General features: G+C 65.1%; 17 protein-coding genes and 2 tRNA genes. 15 read left to right on the forward strand and 4 right to left on the reverse strand.

All coding sequences use genetic code 11. The features are described 5' to 3' along the window. The first annotated feature begins 100 nt into the window (after nucleotides 1-100). The 3 genes from uvrC to ACGLHS_RS02060 all read left to right on the forward strand — a co-directional run bounded on the left by uvrC (nucleotide 101) and on the right by ACGLHS_RS02060 (nucleotide 3587). On the forward strand, nucleotides 101-2068 hold the full coding sequence (gene uvrC / locus ACGLHS_RS02050; protein WP_394476405.1) for an excinuclease ABC subunit UvrC: 1968 nt from the start codon (nucleotides 101-103) through the stop codon (nucleotides 2066-2068). A 68-nt stretch (nucleotides 2069-2136) separates the two neighbouring features. Next, on the forward strand, nucleotides 2137-2703 hold the full coding sequence (gene pgsA / locus ACGLHS_RS02055) for a CDP-diacylglycerol--glycerol-3-phosphate 3-phosphatidyltransferase (RefSeq protein ID WP_093236970.1): 567 nt from the start codon (nucleotides 2137-2139) through the stop codon (nucleotides 2701-2703). Further along, nucleotides 2700-3587, forward strand: coding sequence for a DMT family transporter (locus ACGLHS_RS02060; protein ID WP_394476408.1), 888 nt, complete (start codon nucleotides 2700-2702; stop codon nucleotides 3585-3587). The genes pgsA and ACGLHS_RS02060 overlap by 4 nt, the downstream gene beginning before the upstream one ends. 15 nt (nucleotides 3588-3602) lie before the next feature. Here the strand turns inward: ACGLHS_RS02060 and ACGLHS_RS02065 are convergent, their stop codons facing one another. Then, nucleotides 3603-4547, reverse strand: coding sequence for a LysR family transcriptional regulator (locus ACGLHS_RS02065; RefSeq protein ID WP_394476410.1), 945 nt, complete (start codon nucleotides 4545-4547; stop codon nucleotides 3603-3605). An 85-nt stretch (nucleotides 4548-4632) separates the two neighbouring features. Between ACGLHS_RS02065 and ACGLHS_RS02070 the strand changes: the two genes are divergently transcribed. The 6 genes from ACGLHS_RS02070 (at nucleotide 4633) to ACGLHS_RS02095 (ending at nucleotide 10027) form a co-directional block, all read left to right on the forward strand. After that, on the forward strand, nucleotides 4633-5568 hold the full coding sequence (locus ACGLHS_RS02070; protein WP_394476412.1) for an alpha/beta fold hydrolase: 936 nt from the start codon (nucleotides 4633-4635) through the stop codon (nucleotides 5566-5568). Further along, nucleotides 5565-6650 (forward strand): tartrate dehydrogenase, encoded by a 1086-nt coding sequence (locus ACGLHS_RS02075; RefSeq protein WP_394476414.1) that lies wholly within the window; start codon nucleotides 5565-5567, stop codon nucleotides 6648-6650. Before ACGLHS_RS02070 ends, ACGLHS_RS02075 begins: the two co-directional genes overlap by 4 nt. 209 nt (nucleotides 6651-6859) lie before the next feature. Then, entirely contained in the window at nucleotides 6860-7132 is a 273-nt protein-coding gene (locus tag ACGLHS_RS02080; RefSeq protein ID WP_007830705.1) for an HU family DNA-binding protein, read from the forward strand. 29 nt (nucleotides 7133-7161) lie between these two features. Then, nucleotides 7162-7237 (forward strand) — tRNA-Val (locus tag ACGLHS_RS02085). 77 nt (nucleotides 7238-7314) lie between these two features. Beyond that, the gene (locus ACGLHS_RS02090; RefSeq protein WP_394476419.1) at nucleotides 7315-9231 is read left to right on the forward strand and encodes a SurA N-terminal domain-containing protein; all 1917 of its coding nucleotides are present in this window, start codon (nucleotides 7315-7317) and stop codon (nucleotides 9229-9231) included. 121 nt (nucleotides 9232-9352) lie between these two features. Then, a complete protein-coding gene (locus tag ACGLHS_RS02095; protein ID WP_394476421.1) occupies nucleotides 9353-10027 on the forward strand; it encodes a histidine phosphatase family protein in 675 nt (224 codons plus the stop codon). 15 nt (nucleotides 10028-10042) lie between these two features. On the opposite strand, the gene ACGLHS_RS02100 is transcribed toward ACGLHS_RS02095, so the two are convergent. Both ACGLHS_RS02100 and ACGLHS_RS02105 read right to left on the reverse strand, forming a co-directional pair. Further along, nucleotides 10043-10375: a hypothetical protein gene (locus tag ACGLHS_RS02100; RefSeq protein ID WP_093236977.1), complete on the reverse strand. Its 333-nt coding sequence runs from the start codon at nucleotides 10373-10375 to the stop codon at nucleotides 10043-10045. Nucleotides 10376-10478: 103 nt separating this feature from the next. Next, nucleotides 10479-10727: a GlsB/YeaQ/YmgE family stress response membrane protein gene (locus tag ACGLHS_RS02105; protein ID WP_093236978.1), complete on the reverse strand. Its 249-nt coding sequence runs from the start codon at nucleotides 10725-10727 to the stop codon at nucleotides 10479-10481. 268 nt (nucleotides 10728-10995) lie between these two features. On the opposite strand from ACGLHS_RS02105, the gene ACGLHS_RS02110 reads away from it, so the two are divergent. Both ACGLHS_RS02110 and ACGLHS_RS02115 read left to right on the forward strand, forming a co-directional pair. Then, nucleotides 10996-11071: transfer RNA gene (locus tag ACGLHS_RS02110), tRNA-His, on the forward strand. A gap of 272 nt (nucleotides 11072-11343) precedes the next feature. Then, nucleotides 11344-11688: an H-NS family nucleoid-associated regulatory protein gene (locus ACGLHS_RS02115; RefSeq protein WP_093236979.1), complete on the forward strand. Its 345-nt coding sequence runs from the start codon at nucleotides 11344-11346 to the stop codon at nucleotides 11686-11688. A gap of 84 nt (nucleotides 11689-11772) precedes the next feature. Here the strand turns inward: ACGLHS_RS02115 and ACGLHS_RS02120 are convergent, their stop codons facing one another. Then, nucleotides 11773-12759: an NADPH:quinone oxidoreductase family protein gene (locus ACGLHS_RS02120; RefSeq protein ID WP_394476425.1), complete on the reverse strand. Its 987-nt coding sequence runs from the start codon at nucleotides 12757-12759 to the stop codon at nucleotides 11773-11775. A 128-nt stretch (nucleotides 12760-12887) separates the two neighbouring features. Between ACGLHS_RS02120 and surE the strand changes: the two genes are divergently transcribed. The 4 genes from surE to ACGLHS_RS02140 are packed head-to-tail and all read left to right on the forward strand — an operon-like array spanning nucleotide 12888 to nucleotide 16383. Further along, nucleotides 12888-13646 (forward strand): 5'/3'-nucleotidase SurE, encoded by a 759-nt coding sequence (gene surE / locus ACGLHS_RS02125; protein WP_093236981.1) that lies wholly within the window; start codon nucleotides 12888-12890, stop codon nucleotides 13644-13646. 1 nt (nucleotide 13647) lies between these two features. After that, complete coding sequence (locus ACGLHS_RS02130; protein WP_394476427.1) at nucleotides 13648-14421, forward strand: protein-L-isoaspartate(D-aspartate) O-methyltransferase; 774 nt, start codon at nucleotides 13648-13650, stop codon at nucleotides 14419-14421. A gap of 11 nt (nucleotides 14422-14432) precedes the next feature. Further along, nucleotides 14433-15335, forward strand: a complete 903-nt coding sequence (locus ACGLHS_RS02135) for a peptidoglycan DD-metalloendopeptidase family protein (RefSeq protein WP_394476429.1) — start codon at nucleotides 14433-14435, stop codon at nucleotides 15333-15335. A gap of 4 nt (nucleotides 15336-15339) precedes the next feature. Further along, nucleotides 15340-16383: a sigma-70 family RNA polymerase sigma factor gene (locus tag ACGLHS_RS02140; protein WP_394476431.1), complete on the forward strand. Its 1044-nt coding sequence runs from the start codon at nucleotides 15340-15342 to the stop codon at nucleotides 16381-16383. Nucleotides 16384-16420 lie beyond the last annotated feature (37 nt).

Genomic DNA, 16420 nt, shown 5'->3' on the forward strand with positions numbered 1-16420 from the left:
TCGCGCCCGTTGCCATCTTCAGCATTTTTCGTTCCACCCTCTGTCGGGGTTTGCGCTGGGGTCGCGGCCGGGTCTTGCGTCGCGCGCCACAATAGCTGCCATGTCAGACGTGCATTCCGATCAACTGCTCAGCGAAGTCGCGGCCCTGCCGCAACTGCCGGGCGTCTACCGTTATTTCGATGCGGCCGGCGCGGTGCTCTACGTGGGCAAGGCGCGCAACCTCAAGAAGCGGGTCGCCAACTACTTCCAGAAGAACCACGGAGGCACCCGCATCGGCCACATGATCTCGAAGATCGTGCGCATGGAGACCACCGTGGTGCGCTCCGAGGCCGAGGCGCTGCTGCTCGAGAACAACCTGATCAAGACGCTCAAGCCGCGCTACAACATCCTGTTTCGCGACGACAAGAGCTACCCCTACCTGAAGATCGCCTCGCACGCGTTTCCGCGGCTGGCCTACTACCGTGGCGCGGTCGACAAGAAGCACCGCTACTTCGGGCCGTACCCCAGCGCGTGGGCCGTCAAGGAGTCGATCCTGCTGCTGCAGAAGGTGTTCCGCCTGCGCACCTGCGAAGACACGGTGTATGCCAACCGCACGCGGCCCTGCCTGCTCTATCAGATCAAGCGCTGCAGCGGACCCTGCGTCGGCTACATCGAGTCCGAGGCCTACGCGCAGGACGTGGCCAGCGCCGAGGCCTTCCTGATGGGCGACACGCAGCTCGTGCTGTCGAAGCTCGAGCAGCGCATGACCACGCACGCCGAGAAGCTCGAGTTCGAGCAGGCGGCCGAGTTGCGCAACCAGATGTCGGCCATCTCGCGCGTGCTGCATCAGCAGTCGATCGAGATCGCGTCGGATAAAGACGTCGACATCCTCGCGGTCAAGGTACAGGGCGGCAAGGCCTGCGTGAACCTGGCGATGGTGCGCGGCGGGCGGCACCTGGGCGATCGGCCGTATTTTCCCGTGCACGTGGACGACGCGGCGCAGATCCATCACGGAGAGCTGGACGACGAAGGAGAAGAGGGCGTCAGCCCCGCCGCGGCCGACCCGATCGAGGTGCAGGTGCTCGAAGCCTTCATCGCCCAGCACTACATCGACGTGCCCGTGCCGTCCACGCTGGTGCTCAGCCATCAGGTGAGCCGCGAGCTGGTCGAGGCCATTTCGCTGCAGGCCGGCGCGCGTGTGACGGCCGTGTTCCAGCCGCGCGAGCAGCGCCGCCACTGGCTCGAGATGGCCGAGACGAACGCCGCCCTGCAACTGGCCCGCCTGCTGGCCGAAGAAGGCTCGCAGCAGGCACGCACCCGCGCGCTGGCCGATGCGCTCGAACTGGCACCCGACGACCTCGACAACTTCCGCATCGAATGCTTCGACATCTCGCACACGGCCGGTGAGGCGACCCAGGCTTCGTGCGTGGTGTTCGAGCACCACGCGATGCAGAACCGCGAGTACCGCCGCTACAACATCGACGGCATCACGCCCGGCGACGACTACGCCGCCATGCGCCAGGTGCTGCTGCGCCGCTACGGCAAGCTGGCCGAAGTCATGGCCGCCGAGACCGACGCGCCGCCCGTAGGCGATGCCGAAGGGGCAGGCAGCGACGTGCCACCCAAGACCAAGACCGCGCGCATGCCCGACCTGGTGCTGGTGGACGGCGGCAAGGGGCAGGTGTCGATGGCGCGCGAGGTGTTCAGCGAGCTGGGCCTGTCGCTGTCGCTCATCGTCGGTGTCGAAAAAGGCGAGGGCCGCAAGGTCGGGCTCGAAGAACTGGTGTTTGCCGATGGCCGCGAGAAGGTCTACCTGGGCAAGGACTCGGCCGCGCTGATGCTGGTCGCGCAGATTCGCGACGAGGCACACCGCTTCGCCATCACCGGCATGCGCGCCAAGCGCGCCAAGGTGCGCGTGGGCGGCAGCCAGCTCGAAGACATTCCGGGCATCGGGCCGAAGCGCCGGGCGCGGTTGCTTCAACGCTTCGGCGGGATTCGCGGCGTGGCCGCGGCGAGCGTGGAAGACATTGCATCGGTCGAAGGCATCGCCACCGATCTGGCGGAAGAAATCTACAAGGCATTGCACTGAGGGGAACCCGATGGCTGCTCGAAACGAGCACGCCTTGGGGGGTACTCCCGCCGTGACACAATCAAGCGATGTTCTGGACCCTACCGACCATCATGACCTGGACGCGCATCGTCGCGATCCCTTTGATCGTCGGCGTGTTCTACCTGCCGATGGCCGAGCCGATGCGCAACCTGATCGCCACGGTCATGTTCATCGTCTTTGCCGCGACCGACTGGCTCGACGGCTTCCTGGCACGCAAGCTCAACCAGACCTCGGCCTTCGGCGCCTTCCTCGATCCGGTGGCCGACAAGTTCCTGGTGTGCGCCTCGCTGCTGGTGCTGGTGCATCTGAACCGGGCCGACGTGTTCGTGGCGCTGATCATCATCGGTCGCGAGATCGCCATCTCGGCGCTGCGCGAATGGATGGCGCAGATCGGTGCCAGCAAGAGCGTGGCGGTGCACATGATCGGCAAGGTCAAGACGACCGTGCAGATGATCGCCATTCCCTTCCTGCTCTATGACGGGCGCCTCTTCAAGGTCATCGACACCGGGCTCTGGGGCCAGTGGCTGATCTGGATCTCGGCCGTGCTGACGATCTGGTCGATGGTCTATTACCTGCAGAAGGCCATTCCCGAGATCCGGGCCCGGACCAAATGACCGTGGCGGCGTCGGCTCGCAACGCGGGCTGGTTGCGGGCGATGCCCGGCGTCTTCGTGCTGATCTGGAGCACCGGTTTCATCGTGGCGCGCTATGGCATGCCGTATGCGCCGCCCCTCAAGTTTCTGGCCGTTCGCTATGCGCTGTCGCTCGTCTGCTTCGGCGTGTGGGTCGCGTTGGCGCGGGTCGCCTGGCCGGCGCGGCGCGCGCAGTGGGGGCATCTGGCCGTCACCGGCATCCTGATGCAGGCCGGCTACCTGGGCGGTGTATGGGCCGCGGTGCACGCGGGCATGGGGGCCGGGCTCGTGGCGCTGCTGGTCGGCGTGCAACCGGTGCTCACGGCGGTCTGGCTGTCTTTCAATGGCGGGCGCATTTCGAGGCGTCAATGGGCCGGCCTGGCGCTGGGCTTCGCGGGGCTGGTGCTCGTGGTGTCGCGCAAGCTGGGGCAGGGCACGGAGGTCAGTGCGCTGACGATGGGGCTTGCGGTGATGGCGCTCCTGTCGATCACGGCGGGCACGCTGTACCAGAAGCGCTTCGTCGAGCCTTGCGACGTGCGCAGCGCCAGCGCGGTGCAGATGGCGGCGGCGCTGCTCGTCACCTTGCCCTTCGCTGCGATGGAGACACAGGGCATCGAGTGGAACCTGCATTCGGGCGGTGCAATGGCGTGGTCGGTGCTGGCGCTGTCGCTGGGCGGCAGTTCGCTGCTCTACATGCTGATCCAGCGCGGCACGGCCACTGCGGTTACTAGCTTGCTGTACCTCGTGCCGCCCTGCACGGCGGTCATGGCCTGGCTGTTGTTCGCCGAGCCGATCACGCTGATGACGCTGCTGGGCATCGCGCTGACCGCTGTCGGCGTGAGCCTCGTGGTGCGCGGCGAGCGCTGAGCGGGCTCGTCGTCTTCAGCGCGAGCCGGCCTTGCCCGGCTTCCAGGGTTCGCCGCGAAACTGTTCCGCGAGGTGGTCGACCAGCAGCCGCACGCGGCGCGGCGTCTTCGGGCGCCAGGGCGCGACCCAGTGGATGTCGGCATCGGGCATGGCGTATTGCGGCAGCACGCGCACCAGTTCGCCGCTGGCCAGTTGCGGGGCGATGTCCCACAGGCTGCGCAGCATGATCCCGTGGCCCGCCAGGCACCAGTCGCGCACCATCTCTCCTGAATTGCTGCTCAGCGGCCCTTGAACACGCACGCGCGCCGTGCTGCCGTCGCGCGCATGGCGCAGCGTCCAGAGCGCGTACTGGCGCTGGCTGGCATCGCCGTTCTCACGCGCGACCAGGCAATCGTGGGAGGCCAGTGCATCGACCGTGGCCGGCGTGCCGCGGCGTTCGACGTAGTCGGGCGAGGCGGCCAGCACGCGCTGGTTGCGTGCGATGCGCCGCGTGACCCAGTCGGCCGCGCTGCGCTGCTGCACGGCCCAGAGCCAGAGTGCGCCGTCGTAGCCCTCGGCACCGAGATCGGGAAGCTGCTCGCTCAGCATCAGCTCGATCTGCAGGGCCGGGTGCTGCGACTGGAACGCCGCGAGCGCCGGCCCGAGCCAGCGCCGGCCGAAGCCGAAGGTGGCCGCCAATCGGATCGTGCCGACCAGCGCGTTCTGGCGTTCGCCGAGTTCGCTTTCGAGCGCGGCAAAGCCGTCGAGCAGCGTGCGGGCATGCAGGCACACCGCCTCACCCTCGGCGGTGACGCTGAGCCGCCGGGTGGTGCGGTCGAACAGGCGCTGCCCCAGGCGCGCTTCGAGCGCACCCAGCCGCTTGGTGATGACGGAAGGCACCACGTCGAGCGTGGCGGCCGCGCTGGCCAGGCTGCCCTGGTCGCGAATGGCCAGCACCAGTGCCAGATCGCTGCGGTCCATCGACGGAGAATTCATGCCAGATCGGAAAGTATGAATTGGCTGATTGTTGCTTGATGATCGCGAAGGCGCAACGCACAATCGCCGCGTGACTGCTTCCTTCCTCACCTTTCCGGCCTTCGACATCGAGCGCAACGGCGTGCGCATCCACGGTCGCATCGGCGGTCGTGGCGCTCCCTTGCTGCTGTTGCACGGGCATCCGCAAACGCATGCAATCTGGCATCGCGTGGCGCCGGCGCTGGCCGAGCGCTTCACCGTGGTCGCAGTGGACCTGCGCGGCTATGGCGACTCGGGCCGCCCGGCTGCCGATGCGGATCACCTCGTCTACAGCAAGCGCGAGATGGCGCTCGATGCGCTCGCCGCGATGCGGCACCACGGCTTCGAGCGCTTCGGCGTGCTGGCCCACGACCGCGGTGCGCGCGTGGCGCATCGGCTGGCGGCGGACCACCCCGAAGCCGTCGAGCGGATGTTGCTGCTCGACATCGCGCCCACGCTTGCGATGTACGAGAACACATCGGAGGCATTTGCCAAGGCCTATTGGCACTGGTTCTTCCTGATCCAGCCGCCGCCCTTGCCCGAGGCGCTGATCGCTTCGGACCCGGTGCGCTACGTGCGCAGCGTGATGGGCGGGCGGCATGCGGGCCTGGCACCTTTCGCGCCCGAGGTGCTGGCCGAATACGAACGCTGCGCCGCCATCGCGGGCACGGCTGAATCCATCTGCGAGGACTACCGCGCCTCCGCCACCATCGACCTGGCGCACGACCGCATCGACATAGCCGCCGGCCAACGGCTCACGCAGCCGCTGCGCGTGCTGTGGGGCGAGCACGGCGCGGTTGGCAAGGCCTTCGACGTGCTGGCGCTGTGGCGCGAGCGCGCCGACGATGTGTCGGGCCGCGCCTTGCCATGCGGCCACTATGTTCCCGAGGAGGCCCCGGGCGAACTGCTCGCCGAGGCGCTCGAGTTCTTTTCTTCTTCTCCTTCTTCTTCTCCCACACACCCAGGTCACCCAGGAGCCACACCATGAGCACCCAGAGAATTGCAGTCATCGCCGGCGACGGCATCGGCAAGGAAACCATGCCCGAGGGCCTGCGCGTGCTCGAGGCCGCGGCGAGCAAGTTCAACATCGACCTGAAGTTCGATCACTTCGACTTCTCGAGCTGGGACTACTGCGAGAAGCACGGCAAGATGCTGCCCGACAACTGGAAGGAGCAGATCGGCGGCCACGACGCCATCTTCTTCGGTGCGGTCGGCTGGCCCGAGAAAATTCCCGATCACGTCTCGCTCTGGGGCTCGCTGCTGCTGTTCCGCCGCGAGTTCGACCAGTACATCAACCTGCGCCCCGCGCGCCTGATGCCCGGCATCGTCGCGCCTGTGGTGCGGCGCGACGGCAGCCCGCGCGAGCCTGGCGAGATCGACATGTACATCGTGCGCGAGAATACCGAAGGCGAGTACTCGAGCATCGGCGGTCGCATGTACGAAGGCACGCCGCGCGAGATCGTGGTGCAAGAGACGGTGATGTCCCGCGTGGGCGTCGACCGCGTGCTCAAGTTCGCCTTCGAGCTCGCGCAGTCGCGGCCGAAGAAGCACCTGACCAGCGCTACCAAGTCGAACGGCATCTCGATCACCATGCCGTACTGGGACGAGCGCGTGGCCGAGATGGGCAAGAGCTACCCGGGCGTGAAGCTCGACAAGTTCCACATCGACATCCTCACCGCGCACTTCGTGCAGCGGCCGGACTTCTTCGACGTGGTGGTCGCGAGCAACCTGTTCGGCGACATCCTGTCCGACCTCGGGCCGGCCTGCACCGGCACCATCGGCATCGCGCCGAGCGCCAACCTCAACCCCGAGCGCACCGCGCCGTCGCTGTTCGAGCCGGTGCACGGCTCGGCGCCCGACATCGCCGGAAAGGGCATCGCGAACCCGATCGGGCAGATCTGGTGCGGCGCGATGATGCTGGAGTTTCTGGGCCACAAGCAGGCGCATGACGCCATCCTCTCGACCATCGAGAAGGTGCTCGCGCCCCAAAACGGCGCACCGCGCACTCCGGATATCGGTGGGAAGGCGAGCACCAGCGACCTCGGCAAGGCCATCGCCGAGGCGCTTTGAAAAGTACGTCACCAAACGCCCCTAAAATCGCGCGCTCCGCCGGTCTGCAAGGCCTCGTGTCTTATTGACACCCTGCAGACCTGTGGTTGTAATCCTCGCTGGCAGCGCGCTGCCGAGGCGTCAGCCCTGCCAGGCTCTTGAGTCGCACCGTTTGCGGCCAAGTCGCAGCTGACGGAAGCCGACCAACTTTTTTTCTACAAGGGGCCCTTGTGAACAAGACCGAACTGATTGAGCACATCGCAAAAAACGCCGATATTTCCAAAGCTGCAGCGACCCGCGCGCTCGAATCCACCATTGGCGCCATTCGCACCACGCTCAAAAAGGGCGGCTCTGTTTCGCTCGTCGGTTTCGGTACCTTCGCCGTAGGTAAACGTGCCGCCCGCACCGGCCGGAATCCGCGCACCGGCGACGCGATTAAAATCAAGGCAGCCAAGATCCCGAAGTTCCGTCCCGGCAAGGCGCTGAAAGACGCGCTGAACTAAGGCGTTAGACTCGGAAAGTATTCCCGGTGGGGTGCTTAGCTCAGTTGGTAGAGCGGCGCCCTTACAAGGCGTAGGTCGGGGGTTCGAGCCCCTCAGCACCCACCACCACCAGATGCAAAGGCGAACACCAGTTCGCCTTTTTTATTGCCGTCCCGACATCCGTCGAAAAAGAGTGTTCAAGCATGTTTGATTTCTTCCGCAAGTACAACAAGATCGTCATGATTTTCTTGTTCTTGCTGATCATTCCCTCGTTCGTGCTCTTCGGTGTCGAGCGCTACCAGGGCTCCGGTCGCGACGAGAAAGTGGCGCGCATCGAGGGCCACGACATCACGAAGCCCGAGTGGGACGCGCAGCACCGCATCGAGACGGACCGCATCCGTCAGCAGTCGCCGAATGTCGATCCGACAGTGCTCGAATCCGATGCCCTGCGTTATGCCACGCTGGAGCGCATGGTGCGCGACCGCGTGCTGGCTGCCGCGGCCGCCAAGGCGAACATGACGGTGTCCGAAGAGCGCCTCACGCGCATCTTCGCGCAGGACCCGGGCCTGGCCGCGTTTCGCAAGCCGGATGGCAGCTTCGACACCGAGACCTTCCAGCGCGTGACGGGCCGCACGCCCCAGCAGTACGAAGCTGCCGTGCGCTCGGACATGGCAACGCAGCAGGTGCTGCTGGGCATTTCGGGCACGACCTTCACGCCGCCGGCGCTGGCTGCGACCACGATCAATGCCTTCTACGACACCCGCCAGATCCAGGTGGCGCGTTTCGGCCCCGACAGCTTCGCGTCGAAGGTGACGGTGAGCGATGCCGACATCGAGACCTACTACAAGGACCACACGGCGCAGTTCCAGGCCCCGGAGCAGGCCAACATCGAGTACCTCGTGCTGGACCTGGAAGCAGCCAAGAAGAACATCGTCGTGAGCGAGGCCGATCTCAAGTCCTACTACGAGCAGAACACGTCGCGCTTCGGTTCCAAGGAAGAGCGCCGCGCGAGCCACATCCTGATCACCGCGCCGACGAGCATGTCCGCTGCCGATCGCGCAAAGGCCAAGGCCAAGGCCGAAGAGCTGCTGGCTGAAGTGAAGAAAGCACCGAACACCTTTGCAGACGTGGCACGCAAGAATTCGCAGGACCCGGGTTCGGCAGAGAAGGGCGGCGACCTCGACTTCGTCACCCGCGGCGCGATGGTCAAGCCTTTCGAAGATGCGATGTTCGCGCTCAAGAAGGGTGAGATCAGCGGCATCGTCGAAACCGAATTCGGCTATCACATCATTCACCTGACCGACATCAAGCCGGCGGTGGTGCCGCCCTTCGAGCAGGTGCGCGCCACCATCGAGAACGAAGTCCGCGGCCAGCAGGCCACGCAGGAATTCGCGAAGGCTGCCGAGACCTTCACCGACGCGGTCTACCAGACGCCCGACAGCCTGAAGCCTGCCGCTGACAAGCTGAAGCTCACGATCCAGACAGCCAACAACGTTGCACGCACGCCCGCGCCCGGCGCCACCGGTCCGCTGGCGAGCCGCAATTTCCTGAGTGCGCTGTTTGCATCCGACTCGCTCGAACGCAAGCAGAACACCGAGGCGATCGAAGTCGGCTCCAGCCAGCTCGCATCGGGCCGCGTGACCCAGTACACGCCGGCGCATCCGGTGCCGCTCGCCGAGGTCAAGGATCGGATTCGCGCGCAACTCGTCACCGAGCGCGCGGCGGTGCTGGCCAAGGCCGAAGGCGAAGCCAAGCTCGCAGCGTGGACGACCAAGGCCGACGGTGCAACCTTCGCTGCGCCCATCACGATCTCGCGTCGCGAAGCGCAGTCCCAGCCGCTGCCGGTGATCGACGCCGCATTGCGTGCGGACGCCGCCAAGCTGCCAGTGTTGGTAGGGGTGGATCTTGGCGCGCAAGGCTATGCCGTGGTGCGCGTGCTCAAGGTCGTTCCGCGCACGCCGCCGACGCCTGAAGTCGCGCAGCAAGAAAACATGCAGGTCGGCCAGTCCGTGGCGGCAGCCGAAGATGCCGCGTACTACAACATGCTGAAGGACCGGTTCAAGGCCGAGATCCTGGTGCCCAAGCCAGCGGACACGCTGCCGGGCGCACCAGGCCGCTGATACAAGGCTTTCCGCATGCCACAGCCCGAGTCGACGACTCGGGCTTTTTTACGTGCGGCATCGATCGAGGTGGTCGCACGAGGGACAAGCGGCGCCTGTGCTTCTTGCCAGAATCCCGGGCATGGGAACCCTTTATCTCGTGCGCCACGGGCAGGCCAGTTTCGGTGCTGCCGACTATGACAACCTGAGCGAACTCGGACACCGGCAGTCCGTTCGCCTTGGTGAATATTGGCGCGAGCGCGGCATGAAGTTCGATGCCGTCATCACCGGCACCCTGAAGCGCCATCGCCAGACCTGGGAAGGCATTGCCAAGGGCCTGGGCCTCGGCCGCGACGATGTGCTGCCATGGCCGGGCCTCAACGAGTACGACAGCGAAGCCGTCATCGCCACGATCCACGAAGGCAAGCTCGAGAAGCCCGATTCGCCCGAGATGTACCGCCATCACTTTCGCCTGCTGCGCGACGGGCTGGGCGCCTGGATGCAGGGCAAGACGCAGCCGGTCGGCATGCCGAGCTACGTCGATTTCGTGGCGGGCGTGACCACTGCGCTCGACCATGTGCGCGACCGGCATCACGGCGCCAAGGTGCTGGTGGTGTCGAGCGGTGGGCCGATCAGCACGGCGGTCGGCCATGTGCTGGGGACGAGTGCCGAGACGACGATCGAACTCAACCTGCGCATCCGCAACACGTCGGTGACGGAGTTCGCTTTCACGCCCAAGCGGCACATGCTCGTGACCTACAACACCTTGCCGCACCTGGACGGTCCGGCTCATGGCGATTGGGTCACCTATTCGTGAGCAGCAGGCTGAGGCTCACGCCTGCCAGACGCCATAGCCGGCCTTGCGCAGCATGATGCCGAGCTCGACCTCCATCGAGCGCGCGTCCTCATAAGGCATGGGGTTGTAGCGTTCGTAGAGCGCGGGCAGCAATCGCAAGCCGAATTCCTGCACAAAGCTGTTGGCCTGGATGCCGGCCTTGTGCTTGTCGAAGCGGATGTCGGGGTCCAGCCCGGTCATGCCCACGTAGACGAAGGGCTTGCCGAGTTGATAGTCGGGGTTGGCGCGCCTGAAGCGGCCGTTGTTCCAGACGCGGTCATCGAGTTCGACCACGTAGACGTGATGCTTGGCGCGCGGTTTGCGGGGCATCGGGTTCTCTGCTTTGCAGCGTGGGCCTTCATGTCGTGCATTGCATGCAGTTCAAGAGGCTGCGGCCGCCCGTGCGGAACGATGGGCGGCCGAAGGGTGTTTGTCAGCTCTTTTTCTTGATCAGGCCGTAGAGGATCAGCAGCACGATCGCGCCCAGCACGGAGGCAATGAAGCCTGCACCCTGGCCGGCGGTGTACCAGCCCAGCGACTGGCCGATGTAGGTCACGATCAGCGAGCCTGCGATGCCGATCACCGTGGTCATGATGAAGCCTGCGGAGTCGTCGCCCGGCTTGACGGCGCGTGCCACCAGACCCACAACGAACCCGATCAGAATAGTCCAGACGATGCTCATGAAGAAATTCCTTTGGTGAAGTGGAAGTGGCGAAGCGCCGTGCCCCGTCTGCGCGGGGCGCGGCCATGATAGCGGAGCCATATCGGTGCCGGTGTCGATGAGGCAGATCGCTAACGCGACCGAGGATTTGTGCTCGGTGCCGTGTTCCGGATGGCGTTGCCGCGCCAGGGCGATGGGCTGCCGACCGAAGAAATGTCGCTTTCAAGCCTCGCGATGAATGTGGATCGTCAAAATTGCGATTTTTAACGCTATACTCGAAGGCTCTGCGGTGGCTGTAGCTCAGCTGGTAGAGTCCCAGATTGTGATTCTGGTCGTCGTGGGTTCGAGTCCCATCAGCCACCCCAAAAAATACCTCCTTTGCGCTATTGCTCAATAGCATTCAAAGGATTACACCGCCGGGCTTGTCCCGGCGTTGTCATTTCTGGCTACCGCTTCTCTGGCGGTGCGCTACACACTTCCCCCTCTTGACCGTATATAAGTGCCCAAAACGGTGCGCTTTACGTTGCGTGCTGTTGCATTAACCCAATGAACGGCCAATTTTTTCGCTCGGAGACGTGCTTGTGGCAAATGTAAATTGAATTAAAATCCGACCGTTTTCAATTTCTGGAGTCCAACAATGGCTTCGACCCTCGCAGATATCAATTCCCAGATCAAGAAGCACGACGAGCAGATCGCGCAATTGCGCAAGCAGGCCGAAGACCTGCGCAACCAAGAACGCGCGGGCGTGATTGAAGAGTTGCGCAAGAAGATTGCTGAATACGGTCTGACTGCTTCTGATCTGAAACTTGCAGGTCGCGTGGGTGCCGTCAAGCGCAGCGCAGGCGCCGCGCCGGCCAAGGCAGCGGCCAAATACCGCGGCCCGACGGGCGAAACCTGGTCGGGTGGCCGTGGCCGCAAGCCGCGTTGGGTGACCGAAGCATTGGCGGCTGGCAAGTCGCTTTCCGATTACGAGATCAAGTAAGTGCCTCGATCGGAACTGGGTATGTACCCAATAAAAAGGCCCGCATGAGCGGGCTTTTTTATTGGGCGCCGACGTGCGGCGCGCTCAGTTCACCATGACGAGTTTTCCTTTGACGCCGCGCGAGCCCATGTGGGCATACGCTGCTTTCAATTCCGCCATCGGCATCGTGCTGTCGATCACCGGCTTGATCTTTCCCTGACCGTACCACTGAGCCAATTCGGCCATCATCTGCGCATTGGCCTTGGGTTCGCGCTTGGCGAAATCGCCCCAGAACACGCCCACCAGCGACGCACCTTTTAGCAGCGTCAGATTCAATGGCAGTGACGGAATGGGGCCCGATGCAAAACCCACCACCAAATAACGGCCGCGCCAACCGATGGAGCGAAAAGCCGGTTCGGCGAAATCGCCACCGACGGGGTCATAGATCACATCCGGGCCCTTGCCATCGGTAGCGGCCTTGATGGCGTCGCGAAAACCGTTGGGCAATGCATGCGTCGTGTAGTTGATGGTGGCGTCGGCGCCAATGGAGCGGCAGAGCTCGCATTTCTCATCGGTGGACGCCGCCGCAATGACCTTGGCGCCGGCAGCCTTGGCGATCTGGATGGCTGCAGTGCCCACGCCGCCGGCCGCACCGAGCACCAGCACGGTTTCTCCGGCCTTGAGCTGTGCGCGATCCATCAGTGCATGCCAGGAGGTTGCGTAAATCATGATGAAAGCGGCTGCGTCGACATGGCCGAAACCCTCGGGCAGCGGCATGCACAACGCGGCAGGCGCGAGCGTATGGGTGCCGAAGCCGCCGGTGCCCGACAGGCAGGCCACGCTCTGCCCGACCTTCAGGTGCGTGACGCCTTCGCCGACCGCCTGCACCACGCCTGCATATTCCGATCCGGGCACGAAGGGCAGGGGCGGCTTCATCTGGTACTTGTTCTGCACGATCAGCAGATCGGGGAAGTTCAGGCTGGCCGCCTTGATTTCGATCAGCACCTGGCCTGGGCCCGGGGTGGGTGTCGGCAGTTCCTTCCAGGTCAGCGCGTCGACGCCAATGGGGTTTTCGCAAAGCCATGCGTGCATGCTCGGGTCTCCTTCGGATGGGTAATGTTGAGGCAATGACTGCGGGCGATGATAGGGGGCGCTGCAGGGTGCCCTTGTCCCTGCTGCGACGCACCCGACGCCTACAATCCGGTGCACCCAGAGGCACCATGAAGATACTTATTTCCAATGACGATGGCTTTCAGGCGCCCGGTATCGTCGCGCTGCATGACGCGCTCAAGGACATCGCCGATGTCGAGGTGGTCGCACCCGAGCACAACAACAGCGCCAAGTCGAACGCACTGACGCTGGCCGCTCCGCTCTACGTGCGCGAAGCGCACAACGGTTTTCGCTATGTGACCGGCACGCCGGCCGATTGCGTGCACATCGCGCTGAAAGGCCTGCTCGACTACAGGCCCGACCTGGTGGTCTCGGGCATCAACAACGGCGCCAACATGGGCGACGACACCATCTATTCAGGCACGGTCGGCGCAGCCATGGAGGCCTATCTGTTCGGCATCCCGGCCATCGCGTTTTCTCAAATAGAAAAGGGCTGGGCGCACGTGGATGCGGCGGCACAGGTGGCACGGCGACTGGTGCAGCAGATCGAGCGCGAGCGCATGCTCGGCGGCGCGGCGTTCCTGCTCAACGTGAACGTGCCGAACCGGCCGTTCGACGAGTTGAAGCCGGTCAAGGTCTGCAGGCTCGGCCGTCGCCATGCGGCAGAAAAAGTGATCACCCAGGACAGCCCACGGGGCGAGACCATGTACTGGATCGCAGGCGCCGGCGGCGCCAAGGACAGCGGCGAAGGCACCGACTTCCATGCCACCGCGGCCGGCCATATCGCGCTGACGCCTTTGCAGATCGACCTGACCGACCACGCCAACCTGGGTCAATGGCGCGAGACGGTGGCCCGTCTCGGCAACTGACATGGCGACGCAACGGCCCAGTTTTCCGGTTCGCCTGACCCCCACCGCTTCGGCCGCCACGCGCGGGCGCGTGCCTGCCACGCCGGTCAAGCCCATGATGCCGTCCACGCCTTCGATGGCTTCCGACGCCGTGCGCGCGCGCATGGTGCAGAAGCTCGCGGCCCAGGGCATTTCCGATCCGCGCGTGCTGCGTGCGATGGGCGCGGTAGACCGGCATCGCTTCGTCGACAGCGCCCTGGTCAATCAGGCGTACGAAGACACGAGCCTGCCGATCGGCCTGGGGCAGACCATCTCGAAGCCCAGCGTCGTGGCTCGCATGATCGAGTTGCTGCTGGGCGCGCCCGCGCTGGCCGGGAAGCCGCAGGAGCGGCTGGGGCGGGTACTCGAGATCGGTACCGGCTGCGGCTATCAGGCGGCCGTGCTGAACCAGGTGGCGACCGAGGTCTACAGCATCGAGCGGCTGCGCGGCCTGCATGAACGGGCCCGCGCCAATCTGAGGCATTTCCGGCTGACCACGGTGCATCTGATGCTGGGCGACGGCATGCTCGGCTATGCCAAGGGCGCCCCGTATGCCGGCATCATTGCCGCAGCGGGCGGCGAGGCCGTGCCGGAGGCATGGGTCTCGCAACTTGCCGTAGGGGGGCGCATCGTGGCGCCGACCCATTCCGCGAATGGCGGACAAGCCCTTGTCGTCATCGACAAGACCCCTCGGGGACTGGAGCGGCTCATTCTTGAGGCGGTTCACTTTGTCCCCCTAAAATCAGGTATCGCTTGAAGGAATAACAAATGCAGGGTTTTGGCAATCGGAGTTGGTTCGCTGGCGTCACGTTGGCCGTTGTGCTCGTGATCGCGGGCTGCGCCGCACCGCGTGGGCCGGCACCAGTCGAAGACCGCGGCACCATGACGCGCGCACCAGGCGCAACCGTGCCCGGCGGTCCGCCCATCACCACCGACGCCAACGGCAAGCCGCTCGCCGGTATCGAGAACTACGGCAAGCCCGGCTACTACTCGGTGCGCCCAGGTGACTCGATCCGCCGCATCGGCAACGAGACGGGTCAACGCTGGCAAGACATCGTTCGCTGGAACAACATCGAGAATCCCGACCTGATCGAAGTCGGCCAGGTCTTGCGGGTCATTCCACCGACTGGCTCGGGAACGGCCGTTGCCGCAGCGCCTTCGAGTTCCGATGGTGCTGTGACGAAGCCTGTGGCACCGCCACCCGCCATCGTGCCCTCTACACCAGCCAGTGGTGCGAGCAAGCCCCCGGCCCCGGTGACCGCCTCTCCGGCAGGCCCTGGCAGCGGCGGCAATTCGGGTGACGAAGACCTCGGCTGGATCTGGCCCGCAAGCGGCTCGCTGATCGCGGGCTTCGACGAAGCCAAGAACAAGGGCTACGACATCAGCGGCAAGGCGGGTGACCCTGTGCTGGCCGCTGCCGATGGCCGCGTGGTCTATGCCGGTGCCGGCCTGCGCGGCTATGGCAACCTGATCATCCTCAAGCACAACAACACCTACCTCACGGCGTATGCGCACAACCAGACGCTGCTTGTGAAGGAAGACCAGTCGGTTCAGAAGGGCCAGAAGATCGCCGAAATGGGCAACAGCGATGCCGATCGCGTGAAGCTGCATTTCGAGATCCGCCGCCAGGGCAAGCCCGTCGATCCTTCGCGCTACCTGCCCAGCCGGTGATGCCATGGCTGCCTCCCGCCCCCGCCGCACGCTGCCCGTGCGCGGGTTGGTGGGCAGGGGTAGGGGTGGCCTCTCATCCTCTCCAGACAAGAAAGCCCTGGGTGAGGATGCGCTCCCGGTAGAAGGCATCGACGACCCGCTGGCTACAAAGGCAACGCTGGTCAACGGCGCGATGGCCGAGCTGATCGGTGGCGAAGGCGCCGATGCGCTGACGATCTACCTGCGCCAGGTCCGGCGCACCGAACTCTTCACGCCCGACGAGGAATACCGGACGGCATGTGCCGCGCAAGCCGGGGATTTCGCCGCCCGGCAGTCGATGATCGAGCACAACCTCCGGCTCGTGGTCAACATTGCCAAGAGCTACCTGGGCCGCGGCGTGCCGCTCTCGGATCTCATCGAAGAGGGCAATCTCGGGCTGATGCATGCCATCACCAAGTTCGAGCCCGAGCGCGGTTTTCGGTTTTCCACGTATGCGACCTGGTGGATTCGGCAGTCCGTGGAGCGGGCGGTCATGACGCAGGCGCGTGCGATTCGCCTGCCGGTTCACGTGGTGCGCGAGTTGCAGCAGGTGCTGCGCGCCCGTCGCGTGCTTGAAAGCGATGCGGAGTTTCTCGCCCATCGGCCCGACGGCGTGCGTGTGGAGGACATCGCCGCGCTGCTCGGCCGAGAGGTGCAGGCGGTGGCCGATCTGTTGGCCCTTTCCGAGGCCCCCCGCTCGCTGGATGCTGGCGATGCGCGTGGGGACGAAGGCTTCACACTGGCCGACACCGTGGCGTCCGATGACGAGCAGGGCAATCCGACCGGCGTGACCCAGTTGCATGAGGTCGAGCGCCTGCTCGACCAGTGGATTCACGCCCTCGACGCGCGCGAGCGCGAGGTGCTGGAGGGGCGCTACGGCCTGCACGACCGCGAGCCCGAAACGCTCGAAGTGCTCAGCGTTCGCCTGGGCCTCACGCGCGAGCGCGTGAGGCAGATCCAGAACGAGGCCTTGGCCAAAATGCGCCGCCAGTTGGCGCGCTCGGGCATCGGCCGGGACGCGTTGTTCTAGCCGCGCCGGAGGTGTGAACCCTAGCGAGGCAAGGCCA

Origin of the sequence: Variovorax sp. VaC1, assembly GCF_043658315.1 — a bacterium.
Taxonomy (GTDB): Bacteria; Pseudomonadota; Gammaproteobacteria; order Burkholderiales; family Burkholderiaceae_C; genus Variovorax.